The 15700-nt window shown below is 73.3% G+C and carries 18 protein-coding genes; 6 read left to right on the top strand and 12 right to left on the bottom strand.

Going from position 1 to position 15700, the window contains the following annotated elements; translation table 11 throughout:
* Positions 1 to 49: 49 nt before the first annotated feature.
* The 3 genes from HD595_RS13170 to HD595_RS13160 are packed head-to-tail and all read right to left on the bottom strand — an operon-like array spanning position 50 to position 1715.
* Complete coding sequence (locus tag HD595_RS13170) at positions 50 to 709, bottom strand: maleylpyruvate isomerase N-terminal domain-containing protein (RefSeq protein ID WP_253768806.1); 660 nt, start codon at positions 707 to 709, stop codon at positions 50 to 52.
* 20 nt (positions 710 to 729) lie between these two features.
* Positions 730 to 1044, bottom strand: coding sequence for a DMT family transporter (locus HD595_RS13165; RefSeq protein WP_253768805.1), 315 nt, complete (start codon positions 1042 to 1044; stop codon positions 730 to 732).
* Positions 1041 to 1715, bottom strand: a complete 675-nt coding sequence (locus HD595_RS13160) for an FMN-dependent NADH-azoreductase (RefSeq protein WP_253768804.1) — start codon at positions 1713 to 1715, stop codon at positions 1041 to 1043. Before HD595_RS13160 ends, HD595_RS13165 begins: the two co-directional genes overlap by 4 nt.
* A gap of 78 nt (positions 1716 to 1793) precedes the next feature.
* On the opposite strand from HD595_RS13160, the gene HD595_RS13155 reads away from it, so the two are divergent.
* Entirely contained in the window at positions 1794 to 2339 is a 546-nt protein-coding gene (locus tag HD595_RS13155; RefSeq protein ID WP_253768803.1) for a TetR/AcrR family transcriptional regulator, read from the top strand.
* Between the two features lie 61 nt (positions 2340 to 2400).
* Here HD595_RS13155 and HD595_RS13150 read toward each other — a convergent pair whose 3' ends face one another.
* Together HD595_RS13150 and sigJ are read right to left on the bottom strand one after the other, a co-directional pair.
* On the bottom strand, positions 2401 to 2883 hold the full coding sequence (locus HD595_RS13150) for a carboxymuconolactone decarboxylase family protein (protein ID WP_253768801.1): 483 nt from the start codon (positions 2881 to 2883) through the stop codon (positions 2401 to 2403).
* An 86-nt stretch (positions 2884 to 2969) separates the two neighbouring features.
* On the bottom strand, positions 2970 to 3899 hold the full coding sequence (sigJ, locus tag HD595_RS13145; protein ID WP_253768800.1) for an RNA polymerase sigma factor SigJ: 930 nt from the start codon (positions 3897 to 3899) through the stop codon (positions 2970 to 2972).
* 191 nt (positions 3900 to 4090) lie between these two features.
* On the opposite strand from sigJ, the gene HD595_RS13140 reads away from it, so the two are divergent.
* Positions 4091 to 4459, top strand: coding sequence for a hypothetical protein (locus tag HD595_RS13140; protein WP_253768798.1), 369 nt, complete (start codon positions 4091 to 4093; stop codon positions 4457 to 4459).
* On the opposite strand, the gene HD595_RS45775 is transcribed toward HD595_RS13140, so the two are convergent.
* Together HD595_RS45775 and HD595_RS13130 are read right to left on the bottom strand one after the other, a co-directional pair.
* Positions 4407 to 4595, bottom strand: a complete 189-nt coding sequence (locus HD595_RS45775; RefSeq protein ID WP_301309497.1) for an SDR family NAD(P)-dependent oxidoreductase — start codon at positions 4593 to 4595, stop codon at positions 4407 to 4409. The genes HD595_RS13140 and HD595_RS45775 overlap by 53 nt on opposite strands.
* A gap of 130 nt (positions 4596 to 4725) precedes the next feature.
* Positions 4726 to 5763, bottom strand: coding sequence for a LacI family DNA-binding transcriptional regulator (locus HD595_RS13130; RefSeq protein WP_253768797.1), 1038 nt, complete (start codon positions 5761 to 5763; stop codon positions 4726 to 4728).
* Positions 5764 to 5842: 79 nt separating this feature from the next.
* Between HD595_RS13130 and HD595_RS13125 the strand changes: the two genes are divergently transcribed.
* Positions 5843 to 6805, top strand: coding sequence for a nucleoside hydrolase (locus HD595_RS13125; protein ID WP_253768795.1), 963 nt, complete (start codon positions 5843 to 5845; stop codon positions 6803 to 6805).
* Positions 6802 to 7776 carry an adenosine deaminase gene (add, locus tag HD595_RS13120; protein WP_253768794.1) on the top strand — a complete coding sequence of 325 codons (975 nt, stop codon included), beginning with the start codon at positions 6802 to 6804 and terminating at the stop codon, positions 7774 to 7776. The genes HD595_RS13125 and add overlap by 4 nt, the downstream gene beginning before the upstream one ends.
* Positions 7777 to 7804: 28 nt before the next feature.
* Here the strand turns inward: add and HD595_RS13115 are convergent, their stop codons facing one another.
* From HD595_RS13115 to HD595_RS13100, 4 genes are all read right to left on the bottom strand, one after another.
* Positions 7805 to 8740, bottom strand: coding sequence for a ribose-phosphate diphosphokinase (locus tag HD595_RS13115; protein ID WP_253768792.1), 936 nt, complete (start codon positions 8738 to 8740; stop codon positions 7805 to 7807).
* A 58-nt stretch (positions 8741 to 8798) separates the two neighbouring features.
* Entirely contained in the window at positions 8799 to 9302 is a 504-nt protein-coding gene (locus HD595_RS13110; RefSeq protein ID WP_253768790.1) for a GNAT family N-acetyltransferase, read from the bottom strand.
* 126 nt (positions 9303 to 9428) lie between these two features.
* Positions 9429 to 10751 carry a serine hydrolase gene (locus HD595_RS13105; protein ID WP_253768788.1) on the bottom strand — a complete coding sequence of 441 codons (1323 nt, stop codon included), beginning with the start codon at positions 10749 to 10751 and terminating at the stop codon, positions 9429 to 9431.
* A gap of 199 nt (positions 10752 to 10950) precedes the next feature.
* The gene (locus tag HD595_RS13100; protein WP_253768786.1) at positions 10951 to 11580 is read right to left on the bottom strand and encodes an HAD family hydrolase; all 630 of its coding nucleotides are present in this window, start codon (positions 11578 to 11580) and stop codon (positions 10951 to 10953) included.
* Between the two features lie 148 nt (positions 11581 to 11728).
* On the opposite strand from HD595_RS13100, the gene HD595_RS13095 reads away from it, so the two are divergent.
* Complete coding sequence (locus HD595_RS13095) at positions 11729 to 13585, top strand: alkyl/aryl-sulfatase (protein WP_253768783.1); 1857 nt, start codon at positions 11729 to 11731, stop codon at positions 13583 to 13585.
* Positions 13586 to 13591: 6 nt separating this feature from the next.
* Here HD595_RS13095 and HD595_RS13090 read toward each other — a convergent pair whose 3' ends face one another.
* Positions 13592 to 13987: a hypothetical protein gene (locus tag HD595_RS13090; protein ID WP_253768782.1), complete on the bottom strand. Its 396-nt coding sequence runs from the start codon at positions 13985 to 13987 to the stop codon at positions 13592 to 13594.
* A gap of 163 nt (positions 13988 to 14150) precedes the next feature.
* Between HD595_RS13090 and HD595_RS13085 the strand changes: the two genes are divergently transcribed.
* The gene (locus HD595_RS13085) at positions 14151 to 15686 is read left to right on the top strand and encodes a serine hydrolase domain-containing protein (protein ID WP_253768780.1); all 1536 of its coding nucleotides are present in this window, start codon (positions 14151 to 14153) and stop codon (positions 15684 to 15686) included.
* Positions 15687 to 15700 lie beyond the last annotated feature (14 nt).

The raw sequence follows: 15700 nt of genomic DNA, 5'->3' as shown, positions 1-15700 counted from the left end.
TCCGCGTGTTCCGCGCCAGCGCCGTGGGAGTGGAAGTGGGGTGGACCGCCTAGAACGCGCTGATCGTGGCGGGGGCGCGTTCGGCGCGGCTGAGGGTGCGGATGACCGCCGTCGCGCCGTGCCGGTGGACGGCGAGCCGGGCCAGCAGGTCCACCACCGGGTCCACGACCCGCGCGGGCAGGGCCGGGGTCTCCACGCCCACGCTCGCCGCCAGGTCGTCGGAGTGGACGACGAGCTCCATCATGCGGGTCATGAGGAAGTCGTCCAGCAGCAGCGACCAGCCCGAGGGCAGGTCCAGGACGCGGTCGGCCGGGGCGGCGGGCAGGGTGGCGCGCTGGCGCTCCAGCAGCTCGGCGGTCGTGGCGGCCAGTGCGGCCGGGCCCGCGGCGGCGGACTGCTCGCCGGCGCGCCGGATGCCGACGTTGATCTCGTGGTCGAGGCCGGCCTCGACCCAGGGGGACCTGGCGTAGTGCTCCAGGAGGCCGATCGGCTCCACGCCCGGCGTGGGCTCGGCGGCCAGCAGGCCGTCCACCCGTACGAGCTGGTGGCCGAGGTGTCCGGCCAGGCCCGCGACGCTGAACTCGGTGAGCGCGCTCGGCTTGTCCCAGGCGGCGGCGACGGCGGGGTCGCCCAGCAGGGCGACCGCCGACTCCGCGGCCGTCAGATACGACGTCCTGACTTCCTGGTAGGACTCTCGCCTTTCCCCCATGAGGATCCCGCCCTTTCCGTCTATGTCGTGATTCGGGCCAAGACTATCCCTCCGACGATCAGGCTCAAGGCCGCCATCCGGCCCACCGAGACGGGGTCGCCGCCGAACACGATCCCGAGGGTGATCGCGCCCACCGCGCCGATGCCGGTGAAGACGGCGTACGCGGTGCCGACGGGCAGCGTGTTCATCGCCTGCGACAGCAGCCAGACGGCGGCGGCCATGAGGAGCAGGCTGATCAGGGTGGGGATGGGGCGGGTGAAGTTCTGCGTCGGCTTGATGCTCTGCGACCAGGCCACCTCCACCAGCCCCGCCAGCACCAGGGTCAGCCAGCTCATGACCGGATCTCCGCGCCCGACGAGGGCGAGGCGAGAGCCGAGCCGAGGGACGACGCGGTCTCCAGGGCCGCGGCCAGCGACTCCTCGTGCCGGTCGCGCAGGTGGAACAGCGCCGGGTCGAGCCGGGCGTTGACCAGCTCGGCGTGGACGAACGTCACGTCCTCGACCGCGAAGTGGCCCTTGAAGAAGTCGCGCAGGTAGCGCTCCTCGTGGTCGTACGGCTCGCGCGGGGTGCCCGGCCCGTACGCCCCGCCCCGGGCGCCGGTCACCACGAACGACCGCCCCTTGAGCGACATCTTCGGGAACGTGATCTGGTCGATCCACGCCTTCAGCGACGACGGGATCGAGAAGTTGTACATCGGCGTGCCGATCAGCACCACGTCGGCCGCCACGACCTCGTCGAGCAGCGGCTTGACGATCGCCCACGCCGCCCGCCGGGCGGGGGTGGTGGCGGCCTCCTCGTAGCGGGCGATGTCGGTGATCTCGTTCTCCAGCACGTGGTCGCACAGCTCGGTCCACGCCTCGCCGATGTGCGGGACGGGGTCGGCGGCCAGGTCGCGGTACACGTACCCGGCGCCGGGGTGCGCGGCGCGCCAGGCGTCGGCGTACGCCTTCGACAGACGGCGGGAGAACGAGGAGCGGCGGGCACTGGCGTCGAGGTGAAGCAGCATGACGGATCTCCGATCACTAAGCGGACACGTTGTCCATTTAAGCATATCCGGACGCTGTGTCCACCTACACTGGTGCACATGGAGAGAGCCGACGCCGCGCGCAACCGCGCCCGGATCCTGGAGGCGGCCGCCGAACTGTTCGCGGCCCGGCCGCCGCACGAGGTGACGATGGACGACATCGCCAAGGCCGCTGGGGTGGGCAGGGGCACGCTCTACCGCCGCTATCCCGACCGCGCGTCCATCGCGGTCGCCCTGCTCGACGAGCACGAGCGGGAGCTGCAGGAACGCCTGCTGCGCGGCGACCCGCCCCTCGGCCCGGGAGCCCCGCCCGCCGAGCGGCTCGCCGCGTTCTACGCCGCCATGGTGCGGCTGCTGGAGGATCACGCCCACCTGGTGCTGGGCAGCGAGGTCGGCCGCACGCGGTTCGAGACCGGCGCGTACGGCTTCTGGCGGGCGCACGTCCGCTCGCTGCTGGTGGCCGCCGGCACGCCGGCGCCGGGCGCGCTCGTCGACACGCTGCTCGCGCCGCTCGCCCCCGAGGTGTACGTCTACCAGCGCTCCGACCTGGGCCTCGGCATGGACGAGATCATCGAGGCGCTGACCAGGCTCACCCGCGTCCTCTGACGCCCGGATCCCAGGAACAGGGCCCGGAGGTGCGGAGCCTCACCCCCGGGCCTGCCGGGCGTTACTTGCTGTAGTTCTTGCCGAGGGGCCGGCCGGGGATCGGCCTGGCGACGAGGGCGACGGGGACGAAGAAGCAGATCTGGCTGATCGCCAGCGTCAGCGTCCAGAGCTCCTTCTCGTCGTAGAGGGCCGCCGCCCTGGCGTACAGCTCGTCGGGGACGCGGTCGCCGGACGGGTTGGCGGTGAGGACGGCCTCGACCAGCTCCAGCGCCACCCGTTCGGCGTCGGTGAAGTACGGGGCGTCCCGCCATGACGCCACGGCGGTGATGCGTTCCTCCGTCTCCCCGGCGCCGCGCAGCAGGCCGGTCTGCCGGACGGTGTGGTACGTGCTGCCCACGATCTGCCCGGCGCGCAACTGCACCAGACCGATGGTGGTGCGCGGGATCGCACCGTTGTGGGTGGCCTTGGTGATGGCCGTGGCGATCGTCCCCAACTCGGGGAAGAACTGGGCGGGGTCGGGCAGGCGCGACTGCAGGTTCTCCATGGACGTTCTCCGTTTCGGCGGTGTGCCGGGTGCTGTGTCAGCGATCCGACGACACGACCGCCCGGAATGTGAGGCGCCCCGGTCCGCTACCGCTCCACCGTCCAGGGCCGCAGCTTCTCGGGGTTGCGCACGGCCCAGATGCGGGTGATCCGGTCGCCCGCGACCTCGAACGCCATCACCGCTTCGATGACGCCGTCCCGCTGCGCCACCAGGCCGGGCTGGCCGTTGACGGTCCGCTCCAGGATCGTCAGGTCGGACGCCATCGCGGCGATGGTCATGGCGTAACGGGCGATCTGCTCGGGGCCCTCGATCGGGCGGAGCAGCGCGTTGACCAGGCCGCCGCCGTCGGCGACGACCGTGGCGCCGGGGTCGAGCAGGCCGATGAGCGCGTCGATGTCCTTGGCCTCCCACGCCTGCTTGAAGTCCCTGACGACGCCGGCCCGCCGGGCCGTGGAGGTCGCCGGGGTCCGCGCGTCGCGGATGCGGCGGCGGGCCGAGGAGGCGAGCTGGCGGCAGGCCGCCGGGCTGCGGCCGACGATCTCGGCCACCTCGCCGAAGGAGTAGCGGAAGACGTCGTGCAGGACGAACGCCACCCGCTCGGCCGGGGTCATCGACTCCAGCACGACGAGGAACGCCATGTTGATCGACTCGTCCAGCGTGACCCGGTCGGCCGGGTCCGCGCCGGGGCGCCCGCCGGCCCACTCCGTCCGGTCGGGCAGCGGCTCGGGGATCCACTCGCCCACGTAGCTCTCGCGCCGGGCGCGGGCCGAGCCGAGCATGTCCAGGCAGACGCGGCTGGCCACCGTCGTCAGCCAGGCGCCGGGGGAGTCGATGGCCCGCTGCTGCTCCGGGGACATGGCGTACCAGCGGGCGTAGGTCTCCTGCACGACGTCCTCGGCGTCGGCCAGGGTGCCGAGGAGCCGGTAGGCGAGGTTGATCAGATGACGCCGCTCGCTCATGATCGCGGTCAGGGTCGGCTCGGGCCGGGCGGCTGCCCGCTCGGACGGTGTGGTCATGGTGTCGTCGGCTCCCTCGATGCGACTGCCCTCACCGGAACGACGAGACGACGCGCCGGACTGTGAGGTCGGCCACGTCGCCTCACATTTCCGGCGGTCGTGTCGTCAGAGTCCGAGACGCCGATCCAGGCGCGGGCGTACGGCCTCTTCGCCGAGGTCCTCACCCTCTCCCACCCGTCGAAGGAGTCACCGTGTTCCTGCGTGTCGCGATCATCCTGCAAACCCTGGCCCTCTTCGCCACGCCGATCACCGCCGGACTGCTGCTGTCCACGCCCAACGGGCACATCCTCCACAGCGCCTCGGCGTACACCGTGTGGACCGTGACGCTGCTGCACCTCGTCGTCGCGATCCTGACGTGGCGGCCGGGCGGCGGCTCGCCCAGGCCCATCCTGTCCGCGGCCGGGATGTTCGTGCTCACGTCGGCGCAGGTGGCGCTGGGCATCGCGCACGTGAAGACGGTGCACGTCCCGCTGGGCGTGCTGCTGTTCGGCCTGAGCCTCCTCCAGCTCAGCCGGGTCCCGGCCGGCCGCCGTCCGCATGTCGCGTCCAACCCTTCCTGAACGTCCGCGGGCCTCGGACGGCGTGGACGGCCACCCGGGCGCCCTCCCGCGCGAAGGCGCGGGCCGTGGCCGCGCCGATGCCGCGTCCGGCCCCCGTGATCAGCACGACCTGGCCGGCGAGTCCCGTGTCGAGCATCCCGCCAGCATGCCAGGGACGCCCGCGTGAGCGAGCGCCGGGGCCGGGGTGGGGACGTCCGGCCCGGCCGCGACGAGGGCACGACGCGGCGTGGGCGGTCAGGGGCGTGGGCGGTCAGGGGCGTGGCCGGTCAGGGGGGTGGCCGGTCAGTGGGCGTGGGCGGTCGGTGCTGGTCGCCGTCGCATCCGCAGCTCCGCCTGACCACCAGCGGCGCCCGCGCGGCGGGGACCCCCGGATCGCGGCCGGACAGCAGCTCCACCGCCTGCTCCGCCATGGCCTCCAGCGGCTGCCGGGTGACGGTCAGGGCCGGGGCGGTGTGGGCGCTCTCCGGGGTGCCGTCGAGGCTGATCACGGCGAGCCGGCCGGGGACGGCGACCCCGCTCGCCCACGCCCCCGACAGGACCCCGATGGCCTGCTCGTCGGTGGCGGTGACCAGGGCGCGCGGCAGGGCGTCGCCGGCGGCGAGGCGGCGGGTCAGCGAGTCGGCGGCGGCGCGCGAGTAGTCGCAGCGCAGAAGCGCCGCCCACGGGTCGCCGGCGACGGCCGCCTCCCACGCCGTCCGCCGCCCCGCCACGGGACCCTCGTCGTGCGGCCCGCCCAGGAAGGCGACGTGCCGGTGCCCGTGCCCGCGCAGGTGGGCGACGGCCTCGCGTACGGCGTCGTGGTTGTCGGCCGCGACGACCCGGGCGCGCCCGTCGGACGGGCCGTGGTGGACGTACACGGCGGGCACGCCCGCGGCCTGCGCCAGATCCGTCACGTCGTCGCCGCCCTCCGCCGAGACGATCACCAGGCCGTCGACCTGGGCGGCGAGGAAGCGGTCGACGAGGTCGCGCTGGCGGTCCGCCGAGTAGCCGGCGTTGCCGATCAGCGTGAGCCGCTCGCGCCTCTCCAGCGCCTGCTCGACGTGCCGCGCCAGGGCGGCGAAGTACGGGTTGGAGGCGTCGGCCAGCACCAGCCCGACCACGCCGGTGGTGCGGGAGCGCAGCGCCCGGGCGATGCGGTTGGGACGGTAGCCGAGTTCGGCCGCCGCGGCGAGCACGCGCTCGCGGGTCGCGGCGGCGACGGGACGAGGCCCGTTGTTGATCACGTAGCTCACCACCGCCGTGGAGGTCCCCGCCCTGCGGGCCACGTCGGTCAGCGTGATCGGCTTGTCCGCGCGTTTCGTCATGACGGTTTACATCATCGCATCTAATCGTTTAGATAGCAGTTGTCTAAACGATTAGACCGATGGAGGAGAGGAGGTGGGCATGCCGGGTCTTCCTCTGGTCGTCGACACCGACACCGGTTCCGACGACGCGGTGGCGCTGCTCCTGGCCGCCGCCGGCGACCTCGCCGACGTGCGCGCCGTGACCACGGTGGCGGGCAACGTGCCCGTGACGACCGCCACCCGCAACGCGCTCGTCTCGCTGGAGACCGCCGGGCGCGGCGACGTCCCGGTCCATCCCGGGTGCGAGCGGCCGATGACGCGGACGCCGTCCACCGCGCAGCACGTGCACGGCCAGGACGGGATGGGCGACATCGGGCTGCCCGACCCGCGACGGGCCGCCGAGCCGGAGCACGCGGTCGAGGTGCTGCTGTCCCGGCCGCGCCGGGAGCCCGGCGAGCTGACGCTGGTCACGCTGGGCCCCCTCACCAACGTCGCCGCCGCCCTGCTCCGCGACCGTGACCTGCTCACCAGATACCGGCACGTGTACTGCATGGCCGGAGCCGCGGACCTGCGCGGCAACATCTCGCCCACCGCCGAGTACAACGTCTGGGCCGACCCCGAGGCCGCCCGGGTGGTCCTCGGGGCGGCCACTCCGGACCGGGTGACCTGGATCGGCTGGGACGTCTCCCGCAAGGACGCCGTCATGACGCCCGCGGACCAGCTCCGGCTGGAGCGGATCGGCACGCCCATGGCGACCTTCGCCCACCGCGTCAACCGGACCGTCGCCGACTGGGCCCGCGACGTCACCGGCCTGCCCGGGTACGACCTGCCCGACGCCGTCGCCATGGCCGTGGCGCTGCGCCCCGACCTGGTCACCGAGCGGGAGCGGGCGCACGTGGACGTCACCCTGGGCGAGGAGACCCGCGGCCAGCTCGTCATCGACCGCCGGCGCTCGGCTCCGGCGCCCAATCTGACGCTGGTCCGGCGGGTCAGCGAGAGCGGCTTCAAGGAGCTGCTCTTCGACACCTGCGCCCGTACCGTCCCGCCCGGGAGTGCGCGATGAGCCCCGGCCCCGCGTCCTCTCCTGTCCCGCGGTACGAGCTGCACTGCCATCTCGACGGCTCCATGCGCCCCGGCACGGTCGCCGACCTGGCCCGCGACCAGGGCCTCGTCCTGGACGTCCCCGTCGAGCGCCTGGTCACCGCGCCGCCCCGCTGCGGCAGCCTCGGCCGGTTCCTCACCTACATCGACGTGCCGCTCCAGGTGCTCCAGACGCCCGACGCCCTCCATCGGGCGGCCCGGGAGCTGGTCGAGGACTGGAGCGCCGACGGCGTCGTGTACGGCGAGGTCCGCTTCGCGCCCCAGCTCCACACCCGCCGGGGCATGAGCCTGGACGAGGCGGTCCGGGCGGTCGCCGGCGGGCTCGCGGCGGGGCGGCGGGCCACCGGCGTGCGCACCGGGCTGCTGCTGTGCTGCCTACGCCACCAGACTCCCGACGAGAGCCTCGCCGTGGCCGAGACAGCGCTGCGGCACCGCGGCGAGGTGGCCGGGCTCGACCTCGCCGGCGACGAGCGGCTGCACGGGGCCGGGCCGCACCGTCCCGCGTTCGACCTCGCCCACCGGGCGGGCCTTCCCTGCACCGTCCACGCCGGCGAGGCCGCGGGGCCGGCCGGCGTGTGGGAGGCGCTCGACGTGCTCGGGGCGCGCCGGATCGGCCACGGCGTCCGATGCGCGGGCGACGGAGCGCTGCTGGAACGGCTGCGGCGCGACGCGATCGCCCTGGAGATGTGCCCGACCAGCAACGTCCAGACCGGCGCGGTCCGCAGCCTGGCGGCGCACCCCGCCACCCGGCTGCTGGCCGAGGGGCTCGCGGTCACCGTCAGCACCGACACCCGCACCACCTCGGCGACCACCCTCGCCCGGGAGTTCACCCGCCTGGGCTGGTCCGCCGGGCAGGAACGGCTGGCGCAGACCCACGCGGCCGCCGCGGCGTTCGCCGACACAGTCGTGGGGTCGCACGACCCGGCGCCATGAACGACCGCGCCCGGTCACGGCCCCCGCGTCAGGTGCTGAACAGGGCGCTCACCGACTCGCCGTCGTGGATGCGGCGCATGGCCTCGGCCAGGGCCGGCGCGATCGACAGGACCGTGAGCTTGTCGCTCGGCCCGGGCGGCGGGACGGTGTTGGTGCAGACGATCTCCGCGACCTCGGGCAGCGCGCTCAGCCGCTCGATCGCCCCGCCCGAGAACAGGCCGTGCGTGCAGGCCACGCGCACCGAGTTGACGCCGCGCTCCCGGAGCCGGTCGAGCAGCTCGATGACCGTGCTGCCCTTGGCGATCTCGTCGTCCAGGATGATCACGTCCTTGCCGGCGACGTCGCCGATGACCGAGCTGATCACCACGCGGTCGTCGCTGAAGCGCTGCTTGGCGCCCATCGCGACCCCGGTGCCGAGCAGCCGGGCGAAGGCCGCGGCCTCCTTGGCGTTGCCCAGGTCGGGGGAGACGACGACGGTGTTGGACAGGTCGTACCGCCGGAAGTGGGTCGCCAGCTCCCGCAGCGCGTGCAGGTGGTCGACGGGCACGCTGAAGAAGCCGTGGACCTGCGGCGAGTGGAGCGTCATGGCGAGCACCCTGCTCGCGCCGGCCGTCACCATGAGGTCGGCGACGAGCCGCGCCCCGATCGAGATGCGCGGGGCGTCCTTCTTGTCGCTGCGTGCAAATGCATAGTGCGGGAGGACCACGGTGGTGCGGGCGGCCGAGGCGCCGCGGGCGGCGTCGAGCATCAGCAGCAGCTCGACCAGGTGCTCCTGCACCGGCGGCACGAGCGGCTGGATGAGGAAGACGTCCCGTTCGCGGCAGTTCGCCTGGAGCTGGACCTCCAGCACGTCGTTCGCGAAGCGGTTGATCGCCACCGGGTGGAGCGGCGTCCCGAGGTGGGCGCAGATCTCCTCGGCGAGCTGCGGGTGGGCGGAGCCGCTGAAAACCGTGATGTCACGCACGATTTCCAGAGGATATCCCCAGGGTACGCATGGCCGTCCCCAGGGGCTCGGGTAGCTGTCACGGGCTCACGTAGTGGTGGAGCAGGGCGGGTTCGCCGGCGGCGTTCAGCCAGTCGCCCCGGCTGCTGGTCACGCGCCGCCAGCCGGTCCGCTCGTAGAAGGCGATCGCGGCGCGGCCCTCGCTGGAGACCTCCAGCGTCAGGGGCGGCCCGCCGGCGGGGTACGCGGCGCGGGCGGCGGCGAGCAGGCCCGCGGCGACGCTCCGGCCGCGGGCGCGCGGGACGACGAACAGGCGCGACACGACGGCGCTGACCGTGACGCCGACGAGCCGCGTGACGTGCGGGTCCGGGCGGGTCAGCCCGACGTGGCCGAGCACGGTCCGCCCGTCGTCGTCCACGGCCACCCACGCCCGGGCGAGGTCGCCGGGCGTGAGCCAGGCGGCGGGGTCGGCGGGCCAGTCCACGGGATAGCGGTCGGCGGCGTGGACCTCGGCCAGCGCCCGCACGCAGGCGGGAAGGTCGTCGTCGGTCCTGGGACGGACCAGGGCCGGGGAACGCGTCATGGGCGGCAACCTCCACGGGGACGGGGGCGGGTCATCGCTGATCGACGCCGGGACGCGCGGCCGGCCCCGGACACTGTGCCACAGACAGGGAGGGAAGCCGCGCGGGAGGCGCCGGAGCGTCGGAGGTCAGTGAGAGCGTCGCTTCTCGTACTCGTCGATGACCTTGCCGAGCTTCGCCAGCCGCTCGGTGAACCACATGTTCTCCGCGCCCGCCGGCGGCCGGTTGGAGTCGACGTACTGGTAGCCGAGGTTGGAGAACATGGCGACGATGTAGGTGCGGCCGCCCTTGCCGGGCAGGGCCTGGACGATGCCCGCGTCGGCGCCGGAGTTGTTCACCCAGCCGTTCTTGTGGGCGTACGTCACCTCGGCCTCCTGGTTGCAGGGTCGCACGTCGCGGCCGTACGAGATGCCGTGGCCGGGAATCGTCACGGTGCCGTCGGCGCCGATCCACCGCGAGGGCGTGAGCTGCGGGATGCCGGGGGCGGGGTAGTCGGCGCCGCACCAGTTGGTGGTGGAGAGGGTGACGTTCATGCCCTGGTCGGCCAGCCGGCTCCTGAAGAACGCGCGGGAGGCGTCGCTCAGGACGTGGGCGGTGACCCTGGTGCCGCCCGGGGTCTTCCAGAGGGTGCCCCTCCCGCCGTTGACCAGCATCAGCAGCTTGGCCGTGTCGAGCGAGCTCATGGTGACGGGGTTGCCCCACCGCGCGCCGTTGGCAGGGTTGGTGTTCTTGAGCTGCAGCGTCTCCAGGCCGAGGTCCTGGAAGGTCTGGTTGAGGCCGTCGACGGCGCCCTTGTCGTGCAGCAGCTTGACCATGGCGCAGGCGCCGGCGTTGGAGGACCAGGTGAGCGCGGCGTCGAGGTAGTCGCGCACCGTGCCGCTGCTGGCCGGGCCGCACAGCGAGCTGACCGTGACCGGCTGGTAGGCGTAGGTGTCGTCGAGCGAGATCTGGCCCTGGTCCACCAGTCGCAGCACCCCGAAGGCCACCATCAGCTTCAGCACGGACGCGGGGTAGGGGCTCATGAAGTCGATGGGGGCGTTCTCGCGGCCCGGCACGATGTCGATGCTGCCCTGGCCGTGGTTGGCGTACCAGCCGGCGTCGTCCCACTGCCTCCAGCGGACGTCCGTGGTGTGCAGGTCGCGGTCCACCGGCACGGCCTTGCCGTCCGGGTACTGCGGGCTCATCAGCACGGTGCCGGAGGAGACGGGGCGGCCGAGCCTGTTCAGCTCGATCACGGTGAGGTCGATCTGGGGCTGCTGCGTGATCGGCGCCGCCGCGGTCGCCGCCGCGCGCAGGTCCGCCTTCCGCGGAAGCTGCTTCGCCTCCTTGTCGGCGCCGTCCTGCCGCAGCGCGTTCAGCTCGGCCGTGCTCGTCGGCGGGTTGGTGTCGAGGACCTGCTCGAACTGCTGACCGTCGAGTGCCTGCCGCAGGAAGTCCGCGAGCGGGCTCACGGAGCCGTTGTCCGTTTCCGCGTTCGCCGGGGGCGACGCCACGAGGCCACCGAGCAGTACGGCCGCGGCGGTGAGCCCGGAGAGGACGCGCTTCCTACGATTTGTGGATCTTGTCAGAATCACCGGGTCATCCTAGTAAGAATGATCTCCGGTGAGACCCGAATGGCGGAATTGTCCCGGGTGGTTGGACGCGGGCGGGTTACTGCTCCAAGGTCTCCGGGGTGAGTTTGCCCAGGTCGTGGAGGACGAGCCAGGCGAGTTCGAGGGCGTCGGGCGCGGGCGGGTAGCGCGGGTGCGGCACCGCGACGACCCGCATCCCGGCCGCGTGCGCCGAGCGCAGCCCGTTGCTGGAGTCCTCCACGGCCACGCAGGCGCGCGGATCGACGCCGAGCCGCGAGGCCGCCTCCAGGTAGCCGTCCGGCGCGGGCTTGCCCCGGGGGACCTCCTCGGTGGAGACCGTGGCGGCGAAGCAGTCGTTCAGCCCGGCGGCGTCCAGGACGACGTCGATCAGCCTGCGGGGCGAGGAGCTGGCCAGCCCGAGGGTGTGGCGCTCGGCCAGCCGGCGGACGGTCTCACGCGCGGCGGGCATGAACGGGATGGCCTCGCGGTAGCGCTCGGCCATGGCGTCCACCACCTGCTTGGCGATCTCCTCCGGCGGCAGGGAGACGCCGAGCTCGTGCAGGTACGCGGCCCACTCCTGGGTGCTCATGCCCATGAGCCGGGACTGCGTCTCCGGGCGCCAGGTGCCGCCGTGGTCGGCGACGTACGCGCGACGCACCTCCTCCCACACCGGTTCGGAGTCGACGAGCACGCCGTCGAGGTCGAACACGCACGCTTCCACCGCGAAACCCCCAGCCGATCAGTCGGCCTCCAGCCAATCACATCGCCCCGCGCGACCTCCCCGCCGGTAGGGGTTTGTCCGTATTGCCAGACTCTGTTGACCGTGTCCGTACCGGATGACGGGCATGCAGGGGAGCATGTCCAACCTTCCACTTCACGATCACACCCACCACGACACCCCCGACCCCCGCCCCGACGACCACGGGCACCCCGGTGAGCCGAGCGACCCCGACGACGCCGGGCACGGGTTCGTCGGGCGGCTCGACCCCGCGGTGATCAGGAACGCCGACGGCCGGGTCGTCTGGGACGGCGACTCCTACGCCTTCCTCCAGGAGGAGTGCCCCGGCACCGCCCATCCCGGCCTGTGGCGCGAGGGCCGGATCCGCGCCCGCCAGGGGCTGTACGAGGTGACCGAGGGCGTCTACCAGGTACGCGGGCTCGACCTGTCGCACATGACCCTCGTCGAGGGCGACACCGGCGTCGTCGTCGTCGACCCGCTCGGCTCGGTCGAGTGCGCGGCGGCGGCGCTCGGCCTGTACCGGGCGCACCGCGGCGACCGCCCGGTCACCGGCGTCGTCCACACCCACTCCCACGTGGACCACTTCGGCGGCGTGCGCGGCGTCACGGGCGGCGGCGTGCCGATCCTCGCCCCGGCCGGGTTCATGGAGCACGCGGTCTCCGAGCGCGTCCACGTCCGCGCCGCCGTGACGCGCCGCTCGGTCTACACCTACGGCCAGGCGCTCGAACGCTCGCCGCTCGGCCAGATCGGCGCCGGCCTCGGCCCGGCCGCCTCCACGGGCGCGATCTCGCTGATCCCGCCGACGGTGGACGTCACGCGCACGGGTCAGGAGGAGGTCGTGGACGGCGTACGGATGGAGTTCCAGCTCATGGCCGGGCCGGGTGAGCCCGCGCAGATGACGTTCCTCCTCCCCGGCCGCCGCGCCCTGTTCCTGGCCGAGAGCCTCACCCGTGACCAGCACGACCTGCTGCCGCTGCACGGGGCGGCGGTCCGCGACCCCCGCGCGTGGGCCCGCCGCCTGACCGAGACGATCACGCTGTTCGCCGGCCGGGCCGAGGTCGCGCTCGCCTCGCACCACTGGCCCGTCCGGGGGGCGGACGCCGTCGTACGGATGCTGACCCGGCAGCGCGACTTGCACACGTACCTGCACGACCAGACCGTGCGGCTGATGAACAAGGGGCTCACCGCGTCCGAGATCGCCGAGGCGCTCCCGCTCCCGCCGGACCTGGAGGAGCCCTGGCACGCGCGCGGCTACCACGGCGCGCTCAGCCAGCACGTCAGAGCCGTCTACCAGCGTTACCTCGGCTGGTTCGACGGCAACCCGGCGCACCTGTGGGAGCACCCGCCGCGCGAGAGCGCCATCCGGTACGTCAGGTGCCTCGGCGGAGGGGGCGCCGTGGTGGAGTTCGCGCGTGGCTACATCGGCCAGGGCGACCTGCGCTTCGCGGCGCAGCTCCTCAACCACGCCGTCTTCGCCGACGAGGGCAACAAGGAGGCGCGCGACCTGCTCGCCGAGGTCTACACCCGGCTCGGGCACGGGGCGGAGAACGCCACCTGGCGCAACGTCTACCTGACGGGGGCGCTGGAGCTGGCCGACGGGATCGTGCCGGCGGTGCCCGCCGCGCCTTGCCCGGACCTGCTCGCGGCGCTCCCCGTGGAACGGATCTTCGACTCGGTCGCCATCCGGCTCCACGGGCCGCGCGCCTGGAACGAGAGCCTGTCGATCGACTGGTACCTGACCGACCTGGGGGAGCGCCACCGCACGACGCTGTCGAACGGCGCGCTCATCCGGCAGCAGGACCCGCCGGACGGGCCGGTGGACCTCACGCTGCGGCTGACCAGGCAGCAGCTCATCGCGCTGTTCTGCGGCAAGGGGGCGGAGGGGGTCGAGCGGGAGGGCGACGTCGGGGCGCTGCGCCGCCTGGTGGCGCTCCTGGACGACGCCATGCCGGACTTCCCGGTGGTCACACCCTGACCGACCTCACAGGCCGGCGTGGCTGATGAGCAGCATGGCGCAGGCGCAGGTCAGCACGCTCGCGGTGAACGCCCCTGCCCACGGGGGCAGCGCCCGGGCGCAGGTCAGGGCGATCGGGAGCACCAGCCAGACGAACGGCTGCGCGGCGACCGCGAGCACGGCCCACGCCAGCACGACCGGGAGCAGGCACAGCAGCGCGAGCCCGGGCCGGGCCGGTACCAGCTCGGCTTCGAGGAGGGTCCAGGCGACGTAGAGGCCGCCGAGCAGCGCGCCGCCGGCGGCCACGGCCGTGCCGCCGTCGCGGGCGGTCGCGATCAGGGCGGACACCAGCAGCAGCCCGAACGCGCCGTGGGACACCCACCGGAGCGCGCCCGGCCGCACCATGAACAGGAATCGACTCATACGCTCACCCACGGTAACCGTCGCGAGCCCACGGGGCACTCACCGGCCCCCGTGAGTCCTGTGTGAGTCAGATCACAGTTGAGGTTGACCTCGGGTCAGGGTGAAAGCTCCTCGCAGCGGCAGGACGCCGACCGACACAGAAGCCCCGAAGGAGCGGACCACCATGTCCCTCACCCTTTCCGACCAGGACAAGAGCACCCTGCGGATCGCCGCGTACGGCGCGGTCTCGCTGATGGCCGCGGCCGGCGCCGCCGGCAGGCCCCACCGGATCGCCACCGACGGCGCCGTCGCCCTGGCCTCGGCGACCGGCCTGGTCGGGCATGTGCTCGCCGTGAAGGCGAAAGACATCGCCCTCAAGGGCGAGTCCACCGCCGAACTCGCCGACCAGGTGCTGCCGGCCCTGACGGCGGCCATGAGCCTGCTGACCGAGCGGGACCCGGCCGAGGCGGGCGACTTCCGCCGCACCGTCCTCGTCGCCGTCGAAGCGGCCGCCCGGCCCGGTCAGGGTGAGCCGAGCCCCACCATGACGGAGATGGCCCGCAAGATCACCGAAGCTCTCGACGCCGCCGGAGCGGCCCCTGCCGGGACGGATCGCCCGGAGCTGCGCAAGGCGATGGAGGAGATCGTCGAGTCCGGATTCGTCGGGGTGTCGCTGCGCGTGCACGACGAGCGGGGCGAGTGGACCGGCAGCGCCGGGGCGGCCGAGCTGGGCGGGACCGCGAAGCCGCCGGAGAACGGGCACGTCCGGATCGGCAGCAGCACCAAGACCTTCACCGCGGCCCTGGTGCTGCGACTGGTGGCCGAAGGCAGGATCGCGCTGGACGCCCCGGTGGCGGACCACCTGCCCGAGTTCGGGCTGGACGGGCGGATCACGGTGCGGATGCTGCTGCAGCACACCAGCGGGGTGTTCAACCACACCGGCGAGGTCGACGCCGACGGGACGATCACGCCGGGCATCCCCATCCCCTACGGCGCCACGGGCAAGGAGTGGCTGGACAACCGGTTCGCGTCCTACCGGCCGCAGGAGCTGGTGGAGCTGGCGCTGTCCAAGCCGGCGCGGTTCGAGCCGGGGACGGGCTGGAGCTACTCCAACACCAACTACGTGCTGGCCAGGCTGCTGATCGAGAAGGTCACCGGCCGCTCGTTCGCCGAGGAGATGCGGCGGCTGATCATCGGGCCGCTCGGGCTGTCGGGCACCGTGGTTCCGGACACCTCGCCGGAGATCCCCGCGCCGTACGCCCACGCCTACTACCGCCACGAGGAGGACGGCCGGCAGGAGACGACCGACATCACCCGCCAGAACCCCTCCTGGGTCTCCACGGGCGGCGACATGATCTCCACCACCCAGGACCTCCACACGTTCGTCTCGGCGCTGCTGGGCGGCGGGCTCCTGCCCGCCCCGCTGCTGGCCGAGATGTGCGCCCCGCGCCCGACAGGCATCCCGAACATGGACTACGGCCTGGGGGTCTTCGTGGTGAGCACCGAGGGCGGCACCCTCATCTCCCACAACGGCGCCGCCGCGGGCCACGCGGCGCTGATGTACAGCACGCCCGACGGCAGCAGGACCCTGACCGCCGCGCTGAACTGCGTGGACGACGCCGGCCTGTCCATCGCGGCGGCGTTCCTGAACGCCCAGCAGAGGCTCGTCGGCGAGGTGTTCCGCGGCGGGCAGGCCGACCCGGCCCAGCCGGCGGACTGAGCACCTGCGGCCCG

The sequence above is a fragment of the Nonomuraea roseoviolacea subsp. carminata genome (assembly GCF_024172185.1).
Classification (GTDB): domain Bacteria; phylum Actinomycetota; class Actinomycetes; order Streptosporangiales; family Streptosporangiaceae; genus Nonomuraea; species Nonomuraea roseoviolacea.
Note: the sequence above shows the minus strand (reverse complement) of the source record. Positions and strands in the feature narration are given on the sequence as shown.